The 20,136-nt window shown below is 52.6% G+C and carries 28 protein-coding genes and 1 tRNA gene; 13 read left to right on the forward strand and 16 right to left on the reverse strand.

What is annotated here, in order from left to right; translation table 11 throughout:
* The 4 genes from nqrE (at position 1) to dinB (ending at position 3,200) form a co-directional block, all read left to right on the forward strand.
* Positions 1–597: an NADH:ubiquinone reductase (Na(+)-transporting) subunit E gene (gene nqrE / locus ACQG11_RS14025; protein WP_003863217.1), complete on the forward strand. Its 597-nt coding sequence runs from the start codon at positions 1–3 to the stop codon at positions 595–597.
* A 10-nt stretch (positions 598–607) separates the two neighbouring features.
* On the forward strand, positions 608–1,831 hold the full coding sequence (nqrF, locus tag ACQG11_RS14030; RefSeq protein ID WP_006810003.1) for an NADH:ubiquinone reductase (Na(+)-transporting) subunit F: 1,224 nt from the start codon (positions 608–610) through the stop codon (positions 1,829–1,831).
* Positions 1,832–1,833: 2 nt separating this feature from the next.
* Positions 1,834–2,034 (forward strand): (Na+)-NQR maturation NqrM, encoded by a 201-nt coding sequence (nqrM, locus tag ACQG11_RS14035; RefSeq protein ID WP_003863212.1) that lies wholly within the window; start codon positions 1,834–1,836, stop codon positions 2,032–2,034.
* A gap of 107 nt (positions 2,035–2,141) precedes the next feature.
* Positions 2,142–3,200 carry a DNA polymerase IV gene (gene dinB / locus ACQG11_RS14040; protein WP_023299391.1) on the forward strand — a complete coding sequence of 353 codons (1,059 nt, stop codon included), beginning with the start codon at positions 2,142–2,144 and terminating at the stop codon, positions 3,198–3,200.
* Positions 3,201–3,255: 55 nt separating this feature from the next.
* Here the strand turns inward: dinB and pepD are convergent, their stop codons facing one another.
* Complete coding sequence (gene pepD / locus ACQG11_RS14045) at positions 3,256–4,713, reverse strand: cytosol nonspecific dipeptidase (protein WP_426728441.1); 1,458 nt, start codon at positions 4,711–4,713, stop codon at positions 3,256–3,258.
* A gap of 258 nt (positions 4,714–4,971) precedes the next feature.
* Here pepD and gpt point away from each other — a divergent pair, with 258 nt between their 5' ends.
* The 3 genes from gpt (at position 4,972) to crl (ending at position 7,237) form a co-directional block, all read left to right on the forward strand.
* Positions 4,972–5,430: a xanthine phosphoribosyltransferase gene (gene gpt / locus ACQG11_RS14050; RefSeq protein ID WP_003863205.1), complete on the forward strand. Its 459-nt coding sequence runs from the start codon at positions 4,972–4,974 to the stop codon at positions 5,428–5,430.
* 104 nt (positions 5,431–5,534) lie between these two features.
* Positions 5,535–6,779, forward strand: a complete 1,245-nt coding sequence (gene frsA / locus ACQG11_RS14055; protein ID WP_426728442.1) for an esterase FrsA — start codon at positions 5,535–5,537, stop codon at positions 6,777–6,779.
* A gap of 56 nt (positions 6,780–6,835) precedes the next feature.
* The gene (gene crl / locus ACQG11_RS14060; protein ID WP_022647149.1) at positions 6,836–7,237 is read left to right on the forward strand and encodes a sigma factor-binding protein Crl; all 402 of its coding nucleotides are present in this window, start codon (positions 6,836–6,838) and stop codon (positions 7,235–7,237) included.
* A gap of 131 nt (positions 7,238–7,368) precedes the next feature.
* On the opposite strand, the gene phoE is transcribed toward crl, so the two are convergent.
* Positions 7,369–8,421: a phosphoporin PhoE gene (gene phoE, locus ACQG11_RS14065; RefSeq protein ID WP_022647150.1), complete on the reverse strand. Its 1,053-nt coding sequence runs from the start codon at positions 8,419–8,421 to the stop codon at positions 7,369–7,371.
* Positions 8,422–8,726: 305 nt separating this feature from the next.
* Here phoE and proB point away from each other — a divergent pair, with 305 nt between their 5' ends.
* The 3 genes from proB to ACQG11_RS14080 all read left to right on the forward strand — a co-directional run bounded on the left by proB (position 8,727) and on the right by ACQG11_RS14080 (position 11,282).
* Positions 8,727–9,830 carry a glutamate 5-kinase gene (gene proB / locus ACQG11_RS14070; protein ID WP_015571369.1) on the forward strand — a complete coding sequence of 368 codons (1,104 nt, stop codon included), beginning with the start codon at positions 8,727–8,729 and terminating at the stop codon, positions 9,828–9,830.
* A gap of 11 nt (positions 9,831–9,841) precedes the next feature.
* A complete protein-coding gene (gene proA / locus ACQG11_RS14075) occupies positions 9,842–11,095 on the forward strand; it encodes a glutamate-5-semialdehyde dehydrogenase (RefSeq protein WP_058645997.1) in 1,254 nt (417 codons plus the stop codon).
* A gap of 111 nt (positions 11,096–11,206) precedes the next feature.
* Positions 11,207–11,282 (forward strand) — tRNA-Thr (locus ACQG11_RS14080).
* A 14-nt stretch (positions 11,283–11,296) separates the two neighbouring features.
* Here ACQG11_RS14080 and ACQG11_RS14085 read toward each other — a convergent pair.
* The 10 genes from ACQG11_RS14085 to ACQG11_RS14130 all read right to left on the reverse strand — a co-directional run bounded on the left by ACQG11_RS14085 (position 11,297) and on the right by ACQG11_RS14130 (position 15,997).
* Entirely contained in the window at positions 11,297–12,415 is a 1,119-nt protein-coding gene (locus ACQG11_RS14085; protein ID WP_426728895.1) for a tyrosine-type recombinase/integrase, read from the reverse strand.
* The gene (locus ACQG11_RS14090; protein ID WP_426728443.1) at positions 12,337–12,687 is read right to left on the reverse strand and encodes a helix-turn-helix domain-containing protein; all 351 of its coding nucleotides are present in this window, start codon (positions 12,685–12,687) and stop codon (positions 12,337–12,339) included. Before ACQG11_RS14090 ends, ACQG11_RS14085 begins: the two co-directional genes overlap by 79 nt.
* Before the next feature lie 2 nt (positions 12,688–12,689).
* Positions 12,690–12,863: a hypothetical protein gene (locus ACQG11_RS14095; protein ID WP_426728444.1), complete on the reverse strand. Its 174-nt coding sequence runs from the start codon at positions 12,861–12,863 to the stop codon at positions 12,690–12,692.
* A 36-nt stretch (positions 12,864–12,899) separates the two neighbouring features.
* On the reverse strand, positions 12,900–13,304 hold the full coding sequence (locus ACQG11_RS14100) for a hypothetical protein (RefSeq protein ID WP_426728445.1): 405 nt from the start codon (positions 13,302–13,304) through the stop codon (positions 12,900–12,902).
* Positions 13,305–13,386: 82 nt separating this feature from the next.
* Positions 13,387–13,518: a hypothetical protein gene (locus tag ACQG11_RS14105; protein ID WP_426728446.1), complete on the reverse strand. Its 132-nt coding sequence runs from the start codon at positions 13,516–13,518 to the stop codon at positions 13,387–13,389.
* 146 nt (positions 13,519–13,664) lie between these two features.
* Complete coding sequence (locus ACQG11_RS14110) at positions 13,665–13,895, reverse strand: hypothetical protein (RefSeq protein ID WP_426728447.1); 231 nt, start codon at positions 13,893–13,895, stop codon at positions 13,665–13,667.
* 211 nt (positions 13,896–14,106) lie between these two features.
* The gene (locus ACQG11_RS14115) at positions 14,107–14,886 is read right to left on the reverse strand and encodes a hypothetical protein (protein ID WP_426728448.1); all 780 of its coding nucleotides are present in this window, start codon (positions 14,884–14,886) and stop codon (positions 14,107–14,109) included.
* 3 nt (positions 14,887–14,889) lie between these two features.
* A complete protein-coding gene (locus ACQG11_RS14120) occupies positions 14,890–15,177 on the reverse strand; it encodes a hypothetical protein (RefSeq protein ID WP_426728449.1) in 288 nt (95 codons plus the stop codon).
* Positions 15,178–15,179: 2 nt separating this feature from the next.
* The gene (locus tag ACQG11_RS14125) at positions 15,180–15,539 is read right to left on the reverse strand and encodes an ead/Ea22-like family protein (protein WP_426728896.1); all 360 of its coding nucleotides are present in this window, start codon (positions 15,537–15,539) and stop codon (positions 15,180–15,182) included.
* A gap of 56 nt (positions 15,540–15,595) precedes the next feature.
* Positions 15,596–15,997, reverse strand: a complete 402-nt coding sequence (locus ACQG11_RS14130; protein ID WP_426728897.1) for a hypothetical protein — start codon at positions 15,995–15,997, stop codon at positions 15,596–15,598.
* Between the two features lie 103 nt (positions 15,998–16,100).
* Between ACQG11_RS14130 and tnpA the strand changes: the two genes are divergently transcribed.
* From tnpA to ACQG11_RS14145, 3 genes are read left to right on the forward strand one after another with little or no spacing between them, the layout of a single operon-like run.
* Positions 16,101–16,505 carry an IS66-like element accessory protein TnpA gene (gene tnpA / locus ACQG11_RS14135; RefSeq protein WP_003031976.1) on the forward strand — a complete coding sequence of 135 codons (405 nt, stop codon included), beginning with the start codon at positions 16,101–16,103 and terminating at the stop codon, positions 16,503–16,505.
* Complete coding sequence (gene tnpB, locus ACQG11_RS14140) at positions 16,502–16,849, forward strand: IS66 family insertion sequence element accessory protein TnpB (protein ID WP_001774233.1); 348 nt, start codon at positions 16,502–16,504, stop codon at positions 16,847–16,849. Before tnpA ends, tnpB begins: the two co-directional genes overlap by 4 nt.
* Positions 16,850–16,897: 48 nt before the next feature.
* Positions 16,898–18,436, forward strand: a complete 1,539-nt coding sequence (locus ACQG11_RS14145; RefSeq protein ID WP_048213845.1) for an IS66-like element ISKpn24 family transposase — start codon at positions 16,898–16,900, stop codon at positions 18,434–18,436.
* 96 nt (positions 18,437–18,532) lie between these two features.
* Here ACQG11_RS14145 and ACQG11_RS14150 read toward each other — a convergent pair whose 3' ends face one another.
* The 4 genes from ACQG11_RS14150 to ACQG11_RS14165 form a co-directional block, all read right to left on the reverse strand.
* Positions 18,533–18,682 (reverse strand): DUF2737 family protein, encoded by a 150-nt coding sequence (locus ACQG11_RS14150; RefSeq protein ID WP_426728450.1) that lies wholly within the window; start codon positions 18,680–18,682, stop codon positions 18,533–18,535.
* A complete protein-coding gene (locus ACQG11_RS14155; protein WP_426728451.1) occupies positions 18,679–18,981 on the reverse strand; it encodes a hypothetical protein in 303 nt (100 codons plus the stop codon). Before ACQG11_RS14155 ends, ACQG11_RS14150 begins: the two co-directional genes overlap by 4 nt.
* A 66-nt stretch (positions 18,982–19,047) precedes the next feature.
* A complete protein-coding gene (locus tag ACQG11_RS14160) occupies positions 19,048–19,425 on the reverse strand; it encodes a single-stranded DNA-binding protein (RefSeq protein ID WP_045347002.1) in 378 nt (125 codons plus the stop codon).
* Positions 19,425–20,057, reverse strand: a complete 633-nt coding sequence (locus ACQG11_RS14165; protein ID WP_045347004.1) for an ERF family protein — start codon at positions 20,055–20,057, stop codon at positions 19,425–19,427. The genes ACQG11_RS14160 and ACQG11_RS14165 overlap by 1 nt, the downstream gene beginning before the upstream one ends.
* Positions 20,058–20,136 lie beyond the last annotated feature (79 nt).

The following is a 20,136-nucleotide window of genomic DNA, read 5'->3' on the forward strand; positions in this document are numbered from 1 at the left end:
ATGGCTCATTACTTGAGTTTATTTGTGCGCGCGGTGTTTGTTGAAAACATGGCGCTCGCTTTCTTCCTGGGCATGTGTACGTTCCTTGCTGTTTCTAAGAAGGTATCGACGGCATTCGGTCTGGGTGTGGCGGTCACTGTTGTGCTGGGGCTTTCCGTTCCGATTAACAACCTGGTGTTCAACTTCGTGCTTCGCGATGGCGCGCTGGTGGAGGGCGTTGATCTTAGCTTCCTGAACTTCATCACCTTTATCGGGGTGATTGCGGCGCTTGTTCAGATCCTGGAGATGATCCTCGATAAATACTTCCCGTCGCTGTACAACGCACTGGGGATCTTCCTGCCGCTAATCGCGGTGAACTGCGCCATTTTCGGCGGCGTCTCATTTATGGTTCAGCGCGATTACAACTTCAGTGAATCGGTTGTGTATGGTTTCGGTTCCGGTATCGGCTGGATGCTGGCGATTGTCACCATGGCGGGGATCCGTGAAAAAATGAAATATGCCAACGTACCTGCGGGGCTTCGTGGCTTAGGGATCACCTTTATCACCACCGGCCTGATGGCGTTGGGCTTTATGTCCTTCTCCGGTGTGCAGCTATAAGGGCTAAAAGATGGAAATTATTCTTGGCGTGGTGATGTTCACGCTGATAGTACTGGTGCTGTCAGGGCTGATCCTGGCGGCGCGTGCGAAGCTGGTGAATTCCGGGGATGTGATCATTGATATCAATGACGATCCGCAGAATCAGATCCGTACCCCGGCAGGGGATAAGCTGCTTAATACGCTCTCCGGCAACGGGATTTTTGTCTCGTCTGCCTGTGGCGGCGGTGGCTCCTGTGGACAATGCCGTGTGAAGGTGAAAGAGGGTGGCGGGGATATTCTGCCAACAGAACTGTCGCATATCACGAAGCGTGAAGCGAAAGAGGGCTGCCGTCTGGCGTGTCAGGTCGCTGTGCGCCAGAACATGAAGATTGAGCTGCCGGAGGAGATCTTCGGCGTGAAAAAATGGGAGTGCGAAGTTATTTCTAACGATAATAAAGCCACGTTCATTAAAGAGCTCAAGCTGCGCGTTCCTGAAGGGGAAAGCGTCCCGTTCCGTGCGGGTGGGTATATTCAGATTGATTGTCCGGCACACACCGTGGCGTATGCTGACTTCGACGTGCCCGAGGAGTACCGGGCCGACTGGGATAAATTTAACCTCTTCCGCTTTGTTTCCGAAGTAAAAGAGCCCGCGCTTCGCGCTTATTCCATGGCTAACTATCCGGAAGAGAAGGGCATTATTATGCTCAACGTGCGTATCGCCACGCCGCCGCCGAATGTGCCTGATGCACCCCCTGGCGTCATGTCGTCCTATATCTGGTCCCTCAAGCCTGGCGACAAAGTGACGATTTCCGGCCCGTTCGGCGAATTCTTTGCCAAAGACACCGACGCGGAAATGGTCTTTATCGGCGGCGGTGCGGGTATGGCACCGATGCGTTCGCATATCTTTGACCAGCTCAAACGACTTGGCAGCAAGCGCAAGATCAGCTTCTGGTACGGGGCGCGTTCACTGCGCGAAATGTTCTATGACGATGAGTTTGAACAACTGGCACGTGATAACCCTAACTTTACCTTCCATGTGGCGTTATCCGATCCGCAGCCGGAAGATAACTGGACAGGTTATACGGGCTTCATCCACAACGTGCTGTATGAAAATTACCTCAAACAGCACCCGGCACCGGAAGATTGCGAGTTTTATATGTGTGGCCCGCCAATGATGAACGCTGCCGTGATTAAGATGCTAAAAGATCTTGGCGTGGAAGATGAGAACATCATGCTCGATGATTTCGGAGGTTGATTATGCTGACCTTTCTGGCGACCTTTGCGGTGTTTGTACTGGTGATATTCGGGATGTCCTTAGGCTGGATCATCAAGCGTAAAAGCATTCAGGGCAGCTGTGGAGGTATATCTTCCATCGGAATGGAAAAAGTGTGCGATTGTCCGGAACCGTGCGATGCGCGAAAAAAACGGATGGCTCGCGAGCAGCAACGCATTATTTAGTTTTGTATGTCGGGTAAGGCAACGCCGCCACCCGACAATTCCCACGCATACTTCTCAACCCTCATTTGTTTACTGTATACTTATCCAGTAATGAGTGAGGGCTTACTATGCGCAAAATAATCCATGTCGATATGGACTGCTTTTTTGCCGCAGTGGAGATGCGTGACAACCCGGCGCTGCGGGATATTCCCATCGCCATTGGCGGCAGCCGGGTTCAGCGCGGTGTCATCAGCACCGCCAACTATCCTGCTCGCAAATACGGTGTGCGCAGCGCCATGCCGACAGCGATGGCGCTAAAACTGTGCCCGCATCTCACTCTTTTGCCCGGACGTTTTGATGCCTATAAAGAAGCATCGAACCACATTCGGGAGATCTTCTCCCGCTACACCTCTCTGATTGAACCGTTATCGCTGGATGAAGCCTATCTGGATGTCACCCACAGCGTGCACTGCCACGGCTCCGCCACCCTGATGGCGCAGGAGATCCGCCAGACTATTTTTAACGAGCTGAACCTGACGGCATCGGCAGGCGTCGCGCCGATAAAATTTCTCGCCAAAATCGCCTCCGATTTAAATAAGCCCAACGGCCAGTACGTCATCACCCCGGAAGAGGTTCCGGCGTTTTTAAAGACGCTGCCGCTCAGCAAAATCCCCGGCGTGGGCAAAGTCTCCGCCGCGAAGTTGGAAAGTATGGGGCTACGCACCTGTGAAGACGTTCAGCGCAGCGATCTGGCGCTGCTGCTTAAGCGTTTTGGTAAGTTTGGCCGCGTACTGTGGGAACGCAGTCAGGGCATTGATGATCGGGATGTGAACAACGAACGGCTGCGTAAATCGGTCGGCGTTGAACGCACGCTGAGCGAAGATATCCATGACTGGACAGAGTGTGAAACCATTATTACGGAACAACTCTATCCTGAGCTTGAACGACGCTTACTGAAGGTCAAACCAGATCTGCTTATTGCCCGGCAGGGCATCAAACTGAAATTTAACGATTTTCAACAGACGACGCAGGAGCACGTCTGGCCACGCCTCAACAAAGAGGATCTTATTGCGACGGCAAAAAAGGCATGGGAAGAGCGGCGGGGCGGACGAGGGGTAAGGCTGGTGGGGCTGCACGTCACATTGCTGGATCCGCAGCTGGAGCGTCAGCTGGTGCTGGGACTGTAGATTAGGCTAATCGTATGCCCGGTAAGCGAAGCGCCACCGGGCATCAAACGGCTTATTACTTAACAGGGATTGCTTTCAGCAGCTCAGTCAGCAGCGTCCAGTAGTGACCGACGCTTTCAATGTGAACCTGCTCATCCGGGGAGTGTGGCCCCGTAATGGTCGGCCCGATGGAGACCATGTCCATATCCGGATACGGTTTCTTGAACAGACCACATTCCAGACCCGCGTGAATAACCTGAATGTTTGGGGTGCTGTTGAACAGTCTCTGATAAGTTTCACGCACCAGTGCCATGACCGGAGAACTTGCATCCGGCTGCCAGCCAGGGTAGCTGCCTTTTGCAGACGTTTTCGCGCCCGCCAGGGTACCCAGAGATTCCAGCATGCTCACAACGTACTCTTTACCGCTGTCGATCAGGGAACGGATCAGGCAAATGATCTCTGCGCTGTCGTCGCCCATGGTCACTACGCCCACGTTCAGGGAGGTTTCAACCACGCCTTTTGCGACGTCAGAATTGCGGATCACGCCGTTTGGCGTTGCGTTCAGCAACTGGACGAACGTGTCACGAGACTGAGTGGTCAGCGCGGCTTTATCCGTTGTAACGGACTCCAGTACCACCGTCAGGTTTTTCTCTTTCTCAGACAGCTCGTTTTTCAGGATATCCAGATACAGGCTGGAGAGGTTTTTCAGCTCTTCCGCTTTCGCCGCAGGCACCGCCACGGTCGCGAAGGCTTCGCGAGGGATCGCGTTACGCAGAGTGCCGCCGTTGAAGTCCACCAGACGCAAATCCAGTTCAACTGCATGGCCCGCCAGGAAACGTGCCAGCAGTTTGTTGGCGTTGCCCAGGCCCAGATGGATATCGCCGCCGGAGTGACCGCCTTTCAGCCCTTTCAGCGTCAGCTTAAAGGTTTCGAATCCGGCAGGAATCGCTTCGCGGGACAGCGGCAGGGTAGAGATGAAATCGATCCCGCCCGCGCAGCCCATGTAGATCTCACCTTCTTCTTCGGAGTCGGTGTTGATCAGAATGTCCGCTTGCAGCCAGTTTGCCTGGAGACCGAACGCGCCATCCATGCCCGCTTCTTCAGTCATGGTCAGCAGCACTTCCAGCGGACCGTGTTCAACGCTGTCGTCAGCCAGCACGGCCAGCGCGGAAGCCATACCAATACCGTTATCTGCGCCCAGGGTCGTGCCGCGCGCCTTCACCCACTCACCGTCGATGTACGGCTGAATCGGGTCTTTTGTGAAGTCGTGAACGGTGTCGTTGTTTTTCTGCGGAACCATGTCCAGGTGCGCCTGCAATACAACCGGCTTGCGATTTTCCATACCTGCGGTGGCAGGTTTGCGGATGAGAATATTGCCAACCTGGTCGCGCTCAGCGTGCAGACCTTTTTCCTTTGCCCAGCCCATAATATGTTCGGCAAGCTGTTCTTCGTGATAGGAAGGATGCGGAATGGAGCAGATTTTGGCAAAAATATCCCACAGCGGCTGTGGAGATAATTGAGACAGTTCAGACACGATAGGTCTCCTTGTCGTTGCGCTGCAAAACAATGTTGCAGGTCACTGGGTTAGCAGGTTAATCGTTACCACAAGACGGGCTTGCGAGATGCATCTGAGAATACCACTTTCTCCCGTGGCTGGTAGCATTAAGCATGTAAAAACTCAGGCTCATGGCGCGTAACACTGGTTTTTAGTGCGTCAGATCTCTATAATCTCGCGCAACCTGGTTCACCCTCATTTTTTTAAGCCGTATATAAACAGGCTGGGACACTTCACATGAGCGAAAAATACGTCGTCACCTGGGACATGTTGCAGATTCACGCACGCAAACTGGCTGCGCGTCTGATGCCTTCCGAACAGTGGAAAGGCATTATTGCCGTCAGCCGTGGCGGTCTGGTACCGGGGGCGCTGCTGGCACGTGAGCTGGGTATTCGTCATGTCGATACCGTATGTATCTCCAGCTATGACCACGATAACCAGCGTGAGCTGAAAGTGCTGAAGCGCGCGGAAGGCGACGGTGAAGGCTTTATCGTTATCGACGATCTGGTGGACACCGGCGGTACCGCTGTGGCTATCCGCGAAATGTATCCAAAAGCGCACTTCGTCACTATCTTCGCGAAACCAGCGGGTCGTCCCCTGGTTGATGATTACGTCATTGATATCCCACAGGATACCTGGATTGAACAGCCATGGGATATGGGCGTGGTCTTCGTACCGCCTATCTCTGGCCGTTAATTTCAGTACGTAACTTTACACGCCCGGTTATGCCGGGCGTTGTTCTTTTTACCCTGCCACGCGTTACAATGGTCTCCAAGTGATGTATCCATGGAGGCAACGCAATGGCGCAGGCGAATCTCACCGAAACTCTTTTCAAACCCCGTTTCAAGCACCCTGAAACCTCGACGCTGGTGCGTCGGTTTAATCCGGGGACCATGCCTGCTGTACAGTCAGCGTTAGATGGTAAAAACGTGCCCCACTGGTACCGCATGATTAATCGCCTGATGTGGATCTGGCGCGGTATCGATTCACGTGAAATCCTCGACGTGCAGGCGCGTATCGTGATGAGCGAGTCTGAGCGCACCGACAGCGATCTCTACGACACGGTGGTGGGCTACCGTGGCGGGAACTGGATCTACGAATGGTCAAAGCAGGCCATGCTCTGGCAGCAAAAAGCGAGCCAGGAAGAAGATGCCACTCTCAGCGGCAAACACTGGCTGCATGCGGCAAACCTTTACAGCATCGCTGCATACCCGCATCTGAAAGGAGACGAACTGGCGGAGCAGGCCCAGGCGCTGGCAAACCGGGCTTATGAAGAGGCCGCCCAGCGGCTGCCTGGCCGGATGCGTGAAATTGAGTTCGCCATTCCCGGCGGTAGCCCGGTGAGTGGATTCCTGCATATGCCGGAGGGGGAAGGCCCGTTCCCGACGGTTCTGATGTGCGGCGGCCTGGATTCGTTACAAATTGATTATTACAGCCTGTATGAGCGCTACTTTGCCCCAAACGGGATCGCCATGCTGACGCTCGATATGCCATCAATTGGTTTTTCATCCAAATGGAAACTTACGCAAGATTCCAGCCTGCTGCACCAGCATGCATTAAAAGCGCTGGAGAATATCCCCTGGGTTGACCATACCCGGGTAGGTGCGTTTGGCTTCCGCTTTGGCGCTAACGTCGCGGTACGGCTGGCCTACCTTGAATCTTCCCGCCTGAAGGCCGTCGCCTGTCTTGGTCCGGTAGTGCATGCACTGCTAAGCGAGCCTGCGCGTCAGGGTAGCGTTCCTGAAATGTATCTGGACGTGCTGGCGAGCCGACTTGGCATGCATGATGCTTCAGATGAAGCGTTGCGCATTGAACTTAATCGGTATTCATTAAAAACGCAGGGCTTGCTGGGCCGCCGTTGCCCAACCCCGATGATGTCCGGTTTCTGGAAGAACGATCCATTTAGCCCGGAAGAGGAGTCACGCTTAATCACCTCGTCATCTTCGGATGGCAAATTGCTGGAGGTACCCTTCAGCCCGGTGTACCAGAATTTTGACAAAGCGCTTAAAGAGATCACACGCTGGATCACGCAGAGATTGTGTTAATAGTTTGCTAAATTTCGTTGGTTTGGTAAAACAGTGCTTCACAAAAGGAGATCGCAATGACGTTACCGAGTGGACACCCGAAAAGTAGACTGATTAAGAAGTTCATGGCTCTTGGCCCGTATATTCGAGAAGAGCAGTGTGAAGAGAATCGCTTTTTTTTCGACTGCCTGGCTGTTTGCGTCAACGTGAAGCCTGCACCCGAAAAACGTGAGTTCTGGGGCTGGTGGATGGAAATGGAAGCACAGGAAAACCGTTTTACCTATAGCTATCAGTTTGGCCTGTTTAATAAAGACGGGCACTGGCAGGCGACGAGCATCAAAGATCAGGAAGTGATCGATCGCCTGGAGCATACGCTAAAAGAATTTCACGGCAGAGCTCGCGACCTGCTGGCAACGCTGGATCTGAAGCTGGAGCCTGCGGACGATTTTTCCAGCGAAGCGGTGAAACTGAGAGCCTGATGATGTCACAGCGCCGGGTGGCGGCTACGCCTTACCCGGCCTAAAAACGTATTACTCCCCAGGTCCGGTAAGCACAGCGTCACCGGGCACAAAAAAACCGGCTCAGCGCCGGTTTTTTTATTACCACAACATCAGAACTGGTAGGTCATGCCCAGCGCAACGATATCATCGCTGCTTACGCCCAGTTTATTATCGTCATCGATCTGGTTGATTTTATAATCAACAAACGCAGACATGTTTTTGTTGAAATAATAGGTTGCACCTACATCGATGTATTTCACGATATCTTCATCGCCGATGCCTTCGATATCTTTGCCTTTAGACTGCACGTAACCCAGAGATGGGCGCAGACCAAAGTCAAACTGATATTGCGCAACCACTTCGAAGTTTTGCGCTTTATTTGCAAAACCACCGGAAATAGGGGCCATATTGCGGGTTTCAGAATAGAGAGTGGCCAGATATATATCGTTGGCATCATATTTCAGACCGGTCGCCCAGCCTTCTGCTTTTTTACCTTCGCCGCGTGCCTGAAGGTTTTGCTCATTGGTGCGATCGGAGCTGGCATACGCACCAATCACAGAGAAATCGCTGCCGCCGAAGTCATAGCTCAGGGAGGTACCGAAGCCGTCGCCGTTTTGCTTCTTCACGTCGCGGTTTTCATTTTTACCCTGGTATTGCAGGGTCATATTAAGACCGTCAACCATGCCAAAGAAATCGGTATTACGGTATGTAGCCAGACCGGAAGCGCGTTTCGTCATGAAGTTATCGGTCTGCGCCAGGCCGTCACCGCCGAACTCCGGGAACATATCGGTGTATGCGGCGACGTCATACAGCGCACCCAGGTTACGACCGTAATCAAAAGAACCAAAATCTTTCAGTTTAATACCCGCAAATGCCAGGCGCGTTTTTTGAGAAGAGTCGCTTTCTGCTTTGTTACCCGCGAACTCTGCTTCCCAACGTCCGTAGCCCGTCAGCTGATCGTTAATCTGCGTTTCACCCTTAAAGCCAAAACGAACGTAAGTCTGGTCACCATCCTTCGCGTCATCATCACTGAGGTAGTGCATTGCTTTTACTTTGCCGTACACGTCCAGTTTATTACCGTTTTTATTATAAACTTCTGCTGCGTGAACAGATGTGGATGCAACTACGCCCATTACCACTAATGCCAGAGTGCTCTTTTTCATTTTCAATCCTGATTTTTTAAAAACGCGCTAATATTCGCTGAGCAATAAGATTCAACTTATTACCCCGTGAAAAACAGGAAGGGTTTTATCGTTAGTGGGTGAACGTTTTATGACAAAGTAAGAATATGTCTAAAAAAGTATGTTTTAATTTTTCGGTAATAAAATTGTCAAAATCTGCCGCTACGCTTCCTGATCCCGCGCAACAAAGTGACGGGTGATGTGCTAAGGCAGTTGGCAACGGGGCTGACACCTGTTAAAACGTCTGACTGACATCATTTTCCCTTATTGTTGAACGGCAGAGAATCATGAGTGACAGCCAGACGCTGGTGGTAAAACTCGGTACCAGTGTGTTAACAGGCGGATCGCGCCGCCTTAATCGTGCCCATATCGTTGAGCTTGTACGTCAGTGCGCTCAGTTGCATGCCGCAGGGCATCGTATTGTGATTGTGACCTCCGGGGCGATTGCCGCCGGGCGTGAACACCTGGGCTACCCCGAACTCCCCGCGACGATCGCCTCCAAACAGCTGCTGGCCGCCGTAGGACAAAGCCGACTCATACAGCTCTGGGAACAACTGTTCTCCATTTATGGCATTCACGTCGGGCAGATGCTGCTGACGCGTGCGGATATGGAAGACAGAGAACGTTTCCTGAACGCCCGCGATACGCTGCGCGCGCTGCTGGATAACCATATCGTTCCGGTCATCAACGAAAACGACGCTGTTGCCACCGCTGAAATCAAAGTAGGCGACAACGATAACCTCTCTGCGCTGGCGGCGATCCTGGCAGGGGCCGATAAGCTGCTGCTTCTGACCGATCAGCAGGGGCTGTTTACCGCTGACCCGCGTTCCAATCCACAGGCAGAACTGATCAAAGACGTTCACGGCATTGACGATGCGCTGCGTGCCATTGCGGGAGACAGCGTTTCTGGTCTTGGGACAGGCGGTATGGGCACCAAGCTCCAGGCTGCGGACGTGGCGTGCCGGGCCGGTATCGACACCATCATTGCCGCGGGCAGCCGTCCGGGCGTGATAGGTGATGTGATGGAAGGCATCTCTGTGGGCACACGCTTCCACGCCCAGGCGTCCCCGCTGGAAAACCGCAAACGCTGGATCTTTGGCGCGCCCCCGGCTGGTGAATTGACCGTGGATGAAGGCGCGACCGCCGCTATTCTGGAAAGAGGAAGCTCATTGCTTCCAAAAGGAATTAAAAGCGTGACAGGTAACTTCTCGCGTGGTGAAGTGATCCGAATCCGTAACCTTGAAGGTCGCGACATCGCTCATGGCGTCAGTCGTTATAACAGCGACGCGCTGCGTCGGATTGCTGGCCACCATTCCCAGCAGATCGACGCCATCCTGGGCTATGAATATGGCCCGGTTGCCGTGCATCGCGACGACATGATTATTCGTTAAGGAGCCAGAACATGCTGGAACAAATGGGCGCAGCCGCGAAAGCCGCCTCGTATAAACTGGCGCTCCTTTCCAGCCGCGAGAAAAACCGCGTGCTGGAAAAAATCGCTGATTATCTGGAATCCCAGTCGCAGGAAATTTTGCTCGCCAACGAGCAGGATCTGCTGGAAGCGCGTCGCAACGGCTTGAGCGAAGCGATGCTCGACCGTCTGGCATTGACCCCGGCGCGTTTGAAAGGTATCGCCGACGACGTCCGTCAGGTGTGCAACCTCGCCGACCCGGTAGGGCAGGTGATTGACGGTGGGGTGCTCGACAGCGGGTTACGCCTTGAGCGTCGTCGTGTGCCACTCGGCGTCATCGGTGTGATTTACGAAGCGCGTCCAAACGTGACGGTGGATGTCGCCTCCCTGTGCCTGAAAACCGGTAACGCCGCTATCCTGCGTGGCGGGAAAGAGACCTGGCGCACCAACGCCGCCACGGTGAACGTCATTCAGCAGGCGCTGGAAGAGTGCGGCTTACCGGCGGCTGCCGTGCAGGCGATTGAAAGCCCTGACCGCGCGCTGGTCAACGAGATGCTGCGCATGGACAAACACATCGACATGCTCATCCCACGAGGCGGCGCGGGCCTGCACAAGCTGTGCCGTGAGCATTCCACCATTCCGGTCATTACCGGCGGTATCGGCGTATGCCATATCGTGGTGGATGACACCGCGGAGATCGAACCTGCACTGAAGATTATCGTCAACGCTAAAACTCAGCGTCCAAGCACCTGTAATACGGTGGAAACGCTGCTGGTGCATCAGGGCATCGCCAGTACCTTCCTGCCAGCGCTGAGCAAGCAGATGGCGGAAAGTGGCGTTACGCTGCATGCGGACGAGAAGGCTCTCGCCCTGCTGAAAGACGGTCCGGCGAAGGTCGTTTCGGTTAACGCGGAGCAGTACGACGATGAGTATTTGTCGCTGGATCTGAACGTGAAGGTAGTTGCGGATCTCGATGATGCTATTGCGCACATTCGTGAACACGGAACCCAGCATTCTGATGCGATCCTGACGCGCACCCTGCGCAATGCCGATCGTTTTGTGAATGAAGTGGATTCGTCTGCGGTTTACGTGAATGCCTCGACGCGCTTCACCGACGGCGGCCAGTTTGGTCTTGGCGCGGAGGTGGCTGTGAGCACTCAGAAGCTGCATGCCCGCGGTCCGATGGGGCTGGAAGCGCTGACCACCTACAAGTGGATCGGCTTCGGTGATGATACCATTCGTGCGTAAATAATCTAGGGTGATGCAAAAATAGCCGTTTGATTCAAAAGGGCATTGACGCATCACCCGGTTAGATCTACTCTTTTGCCCCGTGGTTACGCTCGTAACCGGCCTCTCAGGGCCGATATAGCTCAGTTGGTAGAGCAGCGCATTCGTAATGCGAAGGTCGTAGGTTCGACTCCTATTATCGGCACCAGTTATTTCAAGTAGTTACGCATCATTTGTACCTTCCTTATTTTCACTATGGGACATATTTGGGACAGAAGAGCCGAAAATCGAGTCAATTTGTCGTGCATGCTCGGTGAGGTGATTCGGTGCAAGGTGAGCATATCGACGAACCATTTCTATCGACTCCCAGCCTCCCATCTCCTGCAACACAGAAATAGGAACTCCAGCCTGAACAAGCCAACTTGCCCACGTATGTCTCAGGTCATGAAAACGGAAATCCTCAATTCCCGCTCGTTTTAGTGCAGCTCTCCATGCAGTGTTGGCGTCGTAGCGCCTCTTCCTCACTACAGGTGATTTGGTTCCGTCAGGCTTAGTGCTGCTTTCCTTGTAAACGAACACCCATTTGTGGTGATTTCCGATTTGCTTTTTCAACACCCGACAAGCAGTATCATTCAGCGCCACGCCAATGGCCTGATTAGACTTGCTTTGCTCCGGGTGAATCCACGCAACTTTTCTCTGCATGTCTATCTGCTGCCATTCCAGATTGATGATGTTCGAACGTCTTAAGCCAGTAGAAAGCGCAAACTCTACGACTGACTTAAGCGGCTCCGGGCACTCATCAATCAACCTTCTCGCCTCGTGAGGTTCAAGCCATCTGATATGCTTGTTCTTCGGTTGAGGAACTTTGACGATCGGAGCCTTATCCAGCATCTTCCATTCACGTTCTGCTGCCCTGAGAAGCGCCTTAATGAATGACAGGTGAGTTGCTTTTGTGGCCACAGCTGCTGGCTTTGGCTTGTATTCTGGAGGCTGCTTTCCTTTTTTGCGGCAAGCCTCTTCCATGAGCTTCCAGTTCTCCCCGTGACGGCGATTTGTCATCTTCTGGATCGCAGAGTAAATCTTCGTTTCTGTAATGTCCTTCAACTGCATCCCTGCAAAATGCTGTAGCCAGAATCCGATCCGGCTCTTGTCGTCGTCCAGTGACTTCTTGTGCGACTTCTCCTCCAGCCACCTGACACAAGCCTCCTCAAAGGTCATGTCAGGGGTCTCTCCTAATTTACTCACCCTCCATGCTTCGGCCTTTAGCTTGTCATGAAGCTCCGTGGCCTGCCTTTTGTCCTTTGTCCCAAGAGACTGCTTAAATCTTTTGCCGTCCGGCAATGTGAAGCTGGCGTACCAGGTTTCACCTCTGCGGAATAGTGACATTTCAGTTCCTCTGTTATGCCATCACCCGCGCTCACGCCGACAGTATGCAGCGGAGACTGAAGCGCCGCAATGCAGGCTTGCCGCGTAGTGAGGTATGGGGATTTTGGTTTGGAAGGGTCTTTGCGTGTTGCCTGAAGGCGGCCTGTGCGAATCCAGTTAGTGGCGGTAGGTCTGGATATCTTCAGAAATGCACAGGCCTCATCGAGTTTGAGGCTGTGTGATTCCATGGTTACTCCAGATTGAGAGCGGTCATTAAGTCCATCAATGCGTCGTAACACTCTGGAGGAACGACTACGTCATCAGTTGAAAGCATCGCCTCTATAGCATTGAAACACATGCTTGCATCCTCCTCCGTCATGCTGATGAATAAGCAGCCTTCTTCCTGGTCATGGTTGGCTTTCATTATCTATCTCCAATAAAAAACCGCCATTGCGGCGGTCTAGTCGATGCGGATGTGTGAAATCTTACCGGCTGCTATGGCGTCGTAAAATTTCTCAGCGACAGCTTTTTTACCATGTACAGGATTTGCCCGTTCACCAACAAGAGAGTCGATTAGTTCTATCATTTCTTGTATGGAGGCATCGCGCTTCTTATCTTCTTCTGAGTGGATAGGGCGGAATCTCATAAGAGATGATGACGAGCTATCAATATTTCCATTGCAATCAAGCTCAATCCATGCAGAGTTTCGACCTGAGCTATAAACTATGCGCACTGGATACCACCTACCTGTTACTGAGTTAAAAGCCTCCACCTCTGCTCCCACCGGAGGCAATCCCTGCCCATCCCATTTGGCTAGATATGCCTTATTCTTCAGGTATTCATTTGCAGCTTCTGGAATGCTCATCACATCCATCTCCTTACGCTAATTTCTTATACACGCGAGGCTCATCAACAGTAGCCGCGCGAAGTTCGTGTTCGTGATGCACCTAGTAGTTACCGTCATCCCAACGCACCCACGCTTTCGGATGGTCGCTATCAGGCTCAATCTGGCTCTCAACCATCCCTCTGATGCCTCCAGTCTTAAGCTGCACTAACGCGCCCACAGCAAATTTAGCCATAACAAGCCCTCTGACATGTGAATGAGTGAAGAGATAGCGCTCAGAGCCATAATTCCGACTACGAGCCAGATAATTGGATTGGCGTGCATGGTGACTCCGGATAAAGAAAAACCCGCTGGGTGCGGGTTTGTTGTGAGTCGAATGAGTTAGGAGTTAGATGCTTTCTTCAAGGCGCGAATTACCAAAACCTCCGATCTAACATCATAATGAACATCGTCTAAGGGAATATTATTTACATCAGCTATATAATTGATGATGGATTTAACAATATCCTCTCCTGACACACTTCTTACGCTTGTAGAAAATTCAAAGCCATCAAATTCCAGCCTACCATCATCCCTCTGCGATATTGTTCCGAACTTCTTTAGCTTAAGCATTACTCAAAACCCTCAATTGAACCACGATTCCCTCTGAGCCAAATCTCTCCTGCCGCCCGAGTCCTTCTGGCCCACCCAAAGATAACTGCAATCGGGATTATTAACCAGATTGCGTACTCTGGCGCGTTCTTCTCAGCGATAATTCCGAGTACGAATGGAGCTATGTAAGAAACTCCTTTTCGTCCAAACCATGCATAATTGTTAATCCATTTCACGGCTTAACCTCCTGCTGCGGTGCTGCTGCAAGCATGGCACTCCAAATTTCTCCGTGCTGCACGCGAAATAACGTGTCGTCCTCCTTATCGAACAACACATCATTGCTGCACATGGCGGCAGCTATCATTTCCTCTGTAGGCTCAACCGGCACCAGTACGTAGCCATCAGGAATCACAGGAGAGTTGCTCTGCAGCCTGTAGATTTCATTAAGAACATCGACGAATGGACAGTTTTCTGGCAGGCCCAAATCCTTTATTATCGACAGAAGTTGAATAGCCAGAGCTTTTTCACGTGCTGATTCAGTAGGCAACTTGTTAGCCGTCGTTACAGGTTCGGCACCCTGATAATCCAATGCTTCTGGCACCTCTGAATAAACCGGTTTTTGCTGAATTACCTCTGCGTTTTTATTCAAACGATCAACAGCGCAGTTGATTATGGCTCGCTGATGATCGGTAACATCCATGCCAGAAAGGACGTGCGCCAGTTGTTCTGCAATTACGCTGTTATGCTCATCAGGCGCAGATGCCGGCGCTGGCGGTGCGGCGTATAACGGTGTGCCATGCGGTAGGTCATTAAAGCCAGGCTTCTTGCTGATACCTCCACTACCTGAACGCTCGTCACGTAATGCCACAGCCTCCGATTCGAGCGATGCCAGCGCTAGTGTCATCGCAGCAAGCGCCATCGCCGCATCTACGTTTACTGCGCCGGGGGTTGCATCGCGCTCTTCTTCAAGCTCCGCGATGGTCTTGAGGAGCCATTCTTTGGTTAATGTCATGGGTTAGTAGCTCCTAAAACCGTTGCAACCTCGAAGAAATTCGACGATATAACTCTTCATTTTTTCTTGCTCGCTGCCAGACCAACCATCCGGTGGTGTCCATGCCTCGACAATCTCTGCCATCTTTTTCGCTTTGGCTGGCGTCACATCAAGCGGGTCATTGGTATGCTGATTGTTGATAAGCTTTCCCATGCCTGGAATATCCAGAACTGCAAACCACGTCCCATTAGCTAGTCCGAGGCCGGTAATACGTTGCCCACCACGGCGTTTATCTTCGAGTTCAACTGACATGCTCACTCTCCTTTACCGGCTGCGGCGGCGCGCTCAGCTTCGCTCTGCTCCCAGAACCATCGGTGAAGGTTCATGAGTTCTTCGTCGAGAGGAGCATATTTACGGTCAAAATAAGCCTGGGCGTCTTTCTCCGATTCGTCCGGCAGTTCGCCAGGACCAAACAGCGTGTTATAAATCCAAGCCAGACCCTTTTTGGCGTCGCCAGTTCCTTGCCATTCGATGATTGCGGCTTGCATTACCAGAATGTTTTTCCCGATTAACAGGTCTAGTTCTTTGTGCCTGTTTCTGATGTATGCATTGTCGCTCTCAAGCTCAGAAATCCTCTTCTCGGCGGCTTCCAGCTCATCCAGCAGCGCCAGGATGTCGTCATCTCCATGTTTTTCGGCGGCTTTACGTAATGCGCGTTTGTCGATGTTGCTCACTGGGTGGCTCCTTTCGTGAATGCTTTGACGAATGCATGGCAATCTTCATCACTGAGAAATGATTGCTTCTCTTCTGTTGCACCGCCTTTGCGAAGCTGGGCGGCGAACTCATCACATACGTGAGTTAAAGAGCAAAGTTTTATCGCCGGATGTTCGCGCAACATCTCCACACCCTGCGCCCGCACTTCAGCCAGGAAAGCGTCGGTCGCTGGGGTTTTAACGTCGACCAGCATTCGGACACTTTCGACATTCTCCGGATCGGTTGATTGCTGCCATCCGATAGTTGCGTCAATCGCAGCTTTAATCCCCGCATTCTCCGCAGCCAGCGCTGAGCACTTGGCATCCGCTTCAGAAAATTTACGCACCAGGTATTCAGCGTTCGTTTCGTTAACCTTCATGTCGCCAGGCAAGCACTTGCCAGTAAGCGTCGTCTCAGCACCGTCTGGCAGATCCTGAAATTCCTGAGAGGATAATGGACACCAAATATGGTGGACGCTATCCATGAAATCATTAACCGCAGTGCGTAAAAAAAGCCCTAATTATCCCGTTGAGTTCAAAATCAAAATGGTTGAACTCTCGCATCGACCAGAGATCTCCGTAGCGCAACTCGCTCGTGAGCATGGGATCAACGATAATTTGCTGTTTAAGTGGCGCCAGTACTGGCGCGAAGGAAAACTACGTCCTCCTTCAACAACAGAAAACAACGTGCCTGAGCTGCTCCCGATAACACTTGATGCCGAAGATGTTGTCCCTGCAACCTCCCCCCGGTCACAACCTGTAGCTGCTGCGGCACCTGAATCACTCAATATCAGCTGTGAAGTGACGTTCCGGCACGGATCACTCCGTCTGAATGGTGCCATCAGCGAAAATATCCTGAACCTGCTGATACGGGAGCTCAAACGTTGATCCCATTACCATCAGGGACAAAGATCTGGCTGGTCGCTGGCATCACCGATATGAGAAACGGCTTCAACGGCCTGGCGGCAAAGGTGCAGACGACGCTGAAAGACGATCCGATGTCAGGTCACGTTTTTATCTTCCGTGGGCGTAATGGCAGTCAGGTAAAGCTCCTCTGGTCTACCGGCGATGGACTGTGTCTGCTGACCAAACGGCTGGAGCGCGGCCGCTTCGCCTGGCCGTCAGCCCGGGATGGCAAAGTGTTCCTCACACAGGCACAGCTGGCGATGCTCCTTGAAGGTATCGACTGGCGGCAGCCTAAAAGACTGCTTACGTCACTGACTATGTTGTAGGCCTCTTTATCCTGGTCGACGCTGAATGAGCCTGGTAATATACCCGGTATGAACAGCTTACTTCCTGACGATATCGATGAACTGAAACGTCTCCTTGCCGAACAGGAGGCGCTGAACCGTGCCCTTCTGGAAAAGCTGAACGAGCGTGAACGCGAAATAGATCACCTGCAGGCGCAACTGGATAAGCTGCGCCGGATGAACTTCGGCAGCCGCTCCGAAAAAGTCTCCCGCCGTATCGCGAAGATGGAAGCCGACCTTAAGCAGTTGCAGAAAGAAAGCGATACCCTTACCGGCCGGGTGGATGACCCGGCCGTGCAGCGCCCGCTGCGGCAGACCCGTACCCGCAAACCGTTCCCTGAATCACTTCCCCGTGACGAAAAACGGCTGCTGCCGGCAGCGTCATGCTGCCCGGAATGTGGTGGTGCGCTGAGTTACCTGGGTGAAGATGCCGCCGAACAGCTGGAGCTGATGCGCAGCGCCTTCCGGGTTATCCGGACAGTACGTGAAAAGCATGCCTGTACTCAGTGCGATGCCATCGTGCAGGCCCCCGCGCCTTCACGGCCCATCGAGCGGGGTATCGCAGGACCGGGGCTGCTGGCCCGCGTGCTGAGTTCAAAGTATGCAGAGCACACCCCGCTGTACCGCCAGTCTGAAATATACGGCCGCCAGGGTGTGGAGCTGAGCCGCTCACTGCTGTCGGGCTGGGTGGATGCGTGTTGCCGGCTACTGTCACCGCTGGAAGGGGCGCTTCAGGACTATGTGCTGACTGACGGTAAGCTCCATGCTGATGACACGCCTGTCCCGGTGCTGTTGCCAGGTAATAAGAAAACGAAGACCGGGCGGTTGTGGACGTACGTTCGTGACGACCGTAACGCCGGGTCAGAGCTGGCGCCGGCAGTGTGGTTCGCTTACAGCCCGGACAGAAAAGGTATCCACCCGCAGAGCCATCTCGCTGGCTTCAGCGGTGTTCTGCAGGCGGATGCGTACGCCGGGTTCAACGAACTGTACCGCAATGGACAGATAACGGAAGCTGCCTGCTGGGCTCATGCCCGCCGCAAGATCCACGATGTGCACGTTCGCACCCCGTCAGCGCTGACGGAGGAAGCCCTGAAACGGATCGGTGAGTTATATGCCATCGAGGCGGAAATAAGGGGGATGCCGGCGAAGCGACGCCTTGCAGAACGTCAGCAAAAAGCTAAACCGCGGCTGAAATCCCTGGAAAGCTGGCTGCGTGAAAAGGTGAAAACGCTGTCGCGACACTCAGAACTGGCGAAAGCGTTCACGTACGTACTGAACCAGTGGCCGGCGCTGGCTTACTATACTGACGACGGCTGGGCCGAGGCAGATAACAACATAGCTGAGAATGCGCTACGGATGGTCAGCCTGGGCCGCAAAAACTACCTGTTCTTCGGTTCGGATCATGGAGGAGAGCGGGGAGCGCTGCTGTACAGCCTGATCGGGACATGCAAACTGAACGGAGTGGAGCCAGAAAGCTACCTTCGCCATGTGCTTGATGTTATAGCTGACTGGCCGATAAACCGGGTCAGCGAACTGCTCCCCTGGCGCGTAGCATTGCCAAATGAATAACACATCCCCGTCAATACGGTTCTCGCTGCACGCTTACACTTGCCACGAAGAAATCCTTCCATCTCAAATAATTTCATTTTTCGCCCTCTGCTTCAGTCAAGCTGTCAGGAATTTGTTCTCGTTCACGCTCTGGAAGCTATTGCGCTTCAGCATTTCTTCGCGTGGGATATCGTCGATGGGTTTGAAGCGGTGGCGGGCTACGAGCTCGTTTGGAGTGATGCCCGGGTCGTACGTTAATCCGATCATGCTGCTTTCCTCAATTCAGGTTTCAGCCGGTACTCAATCCCACCAAGAACATTTCCTCCCCACGGCTCCGCTTCGCATACATCCTTTACGCTTTCCAGCTCTGCGGCGCTGATATACCAGTTATCCCATGAGCAGAGGCCTTCGGTTGTCCAGTATGGGTTTCGGCAATTAATCGTTATCCCACCGGTATGGCTTCCTTCCTTCCCTGGCATCTTCCCTGCCCAGTATTCCGATATGTAGTTGCGCTCATCCTGCGCGAGCATCCTGATGATTACTTCTGCTGTGCGTTTCTGATGCATGGTGAATTGCGGGTGTGTTTAACCCGCCTCCGTGAGGTGAAATAGAATGTTCAGTTGGTGGTTAAATCAGAATGGAATGCTTGGGTCGTAATCTGGCTCTGGCTCGGAATGCTGTTGTGTGGCTTGTTTATTACCAGAAGAGCCAAAATCAATGTCATTGACGATGATTACTGGCTGAGATCGTTTACCGCCGTTCTGGTCTGTCCATTCCTCCATGACAAACTCACCAGTCACCGTAACTTTTATCCCCTTAGTCAGATACTGCGGAAGCTTTTCTGCCTTTGCACCGAACAGCATGCACTTTACCCATGAGGTTTTTTCTCTCTCCCCAAATCCCTGTTTAACTGGAAGAGAGAATGATGCGATACACTTCTGGTTTTGCGTCCATCGCTGCTCTGCATCCTTTCCTATGTTTCCGGATGCGACGATTACGTTAATGCTCATTATGCTGCTACCCCTTCAATTTCTGATTTACGATCTAAATAAACTGACTCGGCTTTATCGTGATGCTCAGTTCCTGATAAACGTTTATCAGCTGCCTTCCATGCCTCCTCAAGCTCTGGAAGCGTTGCTTTCAAAGCATAAGCTGAGAAGTCGGCAAGAAACTTATCAGGAGAGCGGCCATCATGATGCTTTGACTGATTAGTTGGTTGTTGTTGCTTCAAAGGCTGCTGTGCGCCTTGCTGCTGTTTGTGCTCGTCAGTATCTGCGTCCTTGGCATCATCAATACCGAACAATCCATTAAGGCAGTATTTGCGCGCGTATGAGCTTGTGGCTCCCGTTACCTGAGCAGCATCCATTCCCTTCTTGTTTTCTTCTTCTCGCGCCATAGCGCTTGCTGAGTGGCTATTTTCGCCATCCGTAATGGTTGCTGTAGCTTTTACGTAGTAGCGATCGCCAATAAGCACGATTTCATCGCTAATGGAAAGAAACAGGCCTTTCAGAAGCGGCTTAACACCTTCCAAGATATCTTCGCAGCTGCGGTATTTGTATTTACCAAACGAGTTATACTGATTTTTTGGCGCGTTTAAGTGCGCTTGGATATCAGCAAGACGCTCATAAAATTGAATGCTCATATGAACCTCAGAACGGGCATCCGCCCAGAAAATAACGTTGATTTAGCACTTCTAAGCGCGACAGGTTGAGATACATACG

This window comes from Enterobacter cloacae complex sp. 372C4 (assembly GCF_050030615.1).
GTDB classification, from domain to species: Bacteria; Pseudomonadota; Gammaproteobacteria; order Enterobacterales; family Enterobacteriaceae; genus Enterobacter; species Enterobacter intestinihominis.

Excerpts from the sequence above, each read along its gene's own strand:
- ACQG11_RS14090 (WP_426728443.1), bottom strand. The coding sequence starts at position 12,687 with ATGGAATCACACAGCCTCAAACTCGATGAGGCCTGTGCATTTCTGAAG.
- ACQG11_RS14160 (WP_045347002.1), bottom strand. The coding sequence starts at position 19,425 with ATGAGCATTAACGTAATCGTCGCATCCGGAAACATAGGAAAGGATGCA.
- ACQG11_RS14115 (WP_426728448.1), bottom strand. The coding sequence starts at position 14,886 with ATGACATTAACCAAAGAATGGCTCCTCAAGACCATCGCGGAGCTTGAA.
- proB (WP_015571369.1), top strand. The coding sequence starts at position 8,727 with ATGAGTGACAGCCAGACGCTGGTGGTAAAACTCGGTACCAGTGTGTTA.
- nqrM (WP_003863212.1), top strand. The coding sequence starts at position 1,834 with ATGCTGACCTTTCTGGCGACCTTTGCGGTGTTTGTACTGGTGATATTC.
- ACQG11_RS14110 (WP_426728447.1), bottom strand. The coding sequence starts at position 13,895 with ATGCTTAAGCTAAAGAAGTTCGGAACAATATCGCAGAGGGATGATGGT.
- gpt (WP_003863205.1), top strand. The coding sequence starts at position 4,972 with ATGAGCGAAAAATACGTCGTCACCTGGGACATGTTGCAGATTCACGCA.
- dinB (WP_023299391.1), top strand. The coding sequence starts at position 2,142 with ATGCGCAAAATAATCCATGTCGATATGGACTGCTTTTTTGCCGCAGTG.
- tnpA (WP_003031976.1), top strand. The coding sequence starts at position 16,101 with ATGAAATCATTAACCGCAGTGCGTAAAAAAAGCCCTAATTATCCCGTT.
- nqrF (WP_006810003.1), top strand. The coding sequence starts at position 608 with ATGGAAATTATTCTTGGCGTGGTGATGTTCACGCTGATAGTACTGGTG.
- ACQG11_RS14105 (WP_426728446.1), bottom strand. The coding sequence starts at position 13,518 with ATGGCTAAATTTGCTGTGGGCGCGTTAGTGCAGCTTAAGACTGGAGGC.
- ACQG11_RS14165 (WP_045347004.1), bottom strand. The coding sequence starts at position 20,057 with ATGAGCATTCAATTTTATGAGCGTCTTGCTGATATCCAAGCGCACTTA.
- ACQG11_RS14130 (WP_426728897.1), bottom strand. The coding sequence starts at position 15,997 with ATGAAGGTTAACGAAACGAACGCTGAATACCTGGTGCGTAAATTTTCT.
- proA (WP_058645997.1), top strand. The coding sequence starts at position 9,842 with ATGCTGGAACAAATGGGCGCAGCCGCGAAAGCCGCCTCGTATAAACTG.
- ACQG11_RS14100 (WP_426728445.1), bottom strand. The coding sequence starts at position 13,304 with ATGAGCATTCCAGAAGCTGCAAATGAATACCTGAAGAATAAGGCATAT.
- ACQG11_RS14145 (WP_048213845.1), top strand. The coding sequence starts at position 16,898 with ATGAACAGCTTACTTCCTGACGATATCGATGAACTGAAACGTCTCCTT.
- ACQG11_RS14155 (WP_426728451.1), bottom strand. The coding sequence starts at position 18,981 with ATGCATCAGAAACGCACAGCAGAAGTAATCATCAGGATGCTCGCGCAG.
- ACQG11_RS14150 (WP_426728450.1), bottom strand. The coding sequence starts at position 18,682 with ATGATCGGATTAACGTACGACCCGGGCATCACTCCAAACGAGCTCGTA.
- frsA (WP_426728442.1), top strand. The coding sequence starts at position 5,535 with ATGGCGCAGGCGAATCTCACCGAAACTCTTTTCAAACCCCGTTTCAAG.
- crl (WP_022647149.1), top strand. The coding sequence starts at position 6,836 with ATGACGTTACCGAGTGGACACCCGAAAAGTAGACTGATTAAGAAGTTC.
- ACQG11_RS14095 (WP_426728444.1), bottom strand. The coding sequence starts at position 12,863 with ATGAAAGCCAACCATGACCAGGAAGAAGGCTGCTTATTCATCAGCATG.
- nqrE (WP_003863217.1), top strand. The coding sequence starts at position 1 with ATGGCTCATTACTTGAGTTTATTTGTGCGCGCGGTGTTTGTTGAAAAC.
- phoE (WP_022647150.1), bottom strand. The coding sequence starts at position 8,421 with ATGAAAAAGAGCACTCTGGCATTAGTGGTAATGGGCGTAGTTGCATCC.
- ACQG11_RS14120 (WP_426728449.1), bottom strand. The coding sequence starts at position 15,177 with ATGTCAGTTGAACTCGAAGATAAACGCCGTGGTGGGCAACGTATTACC.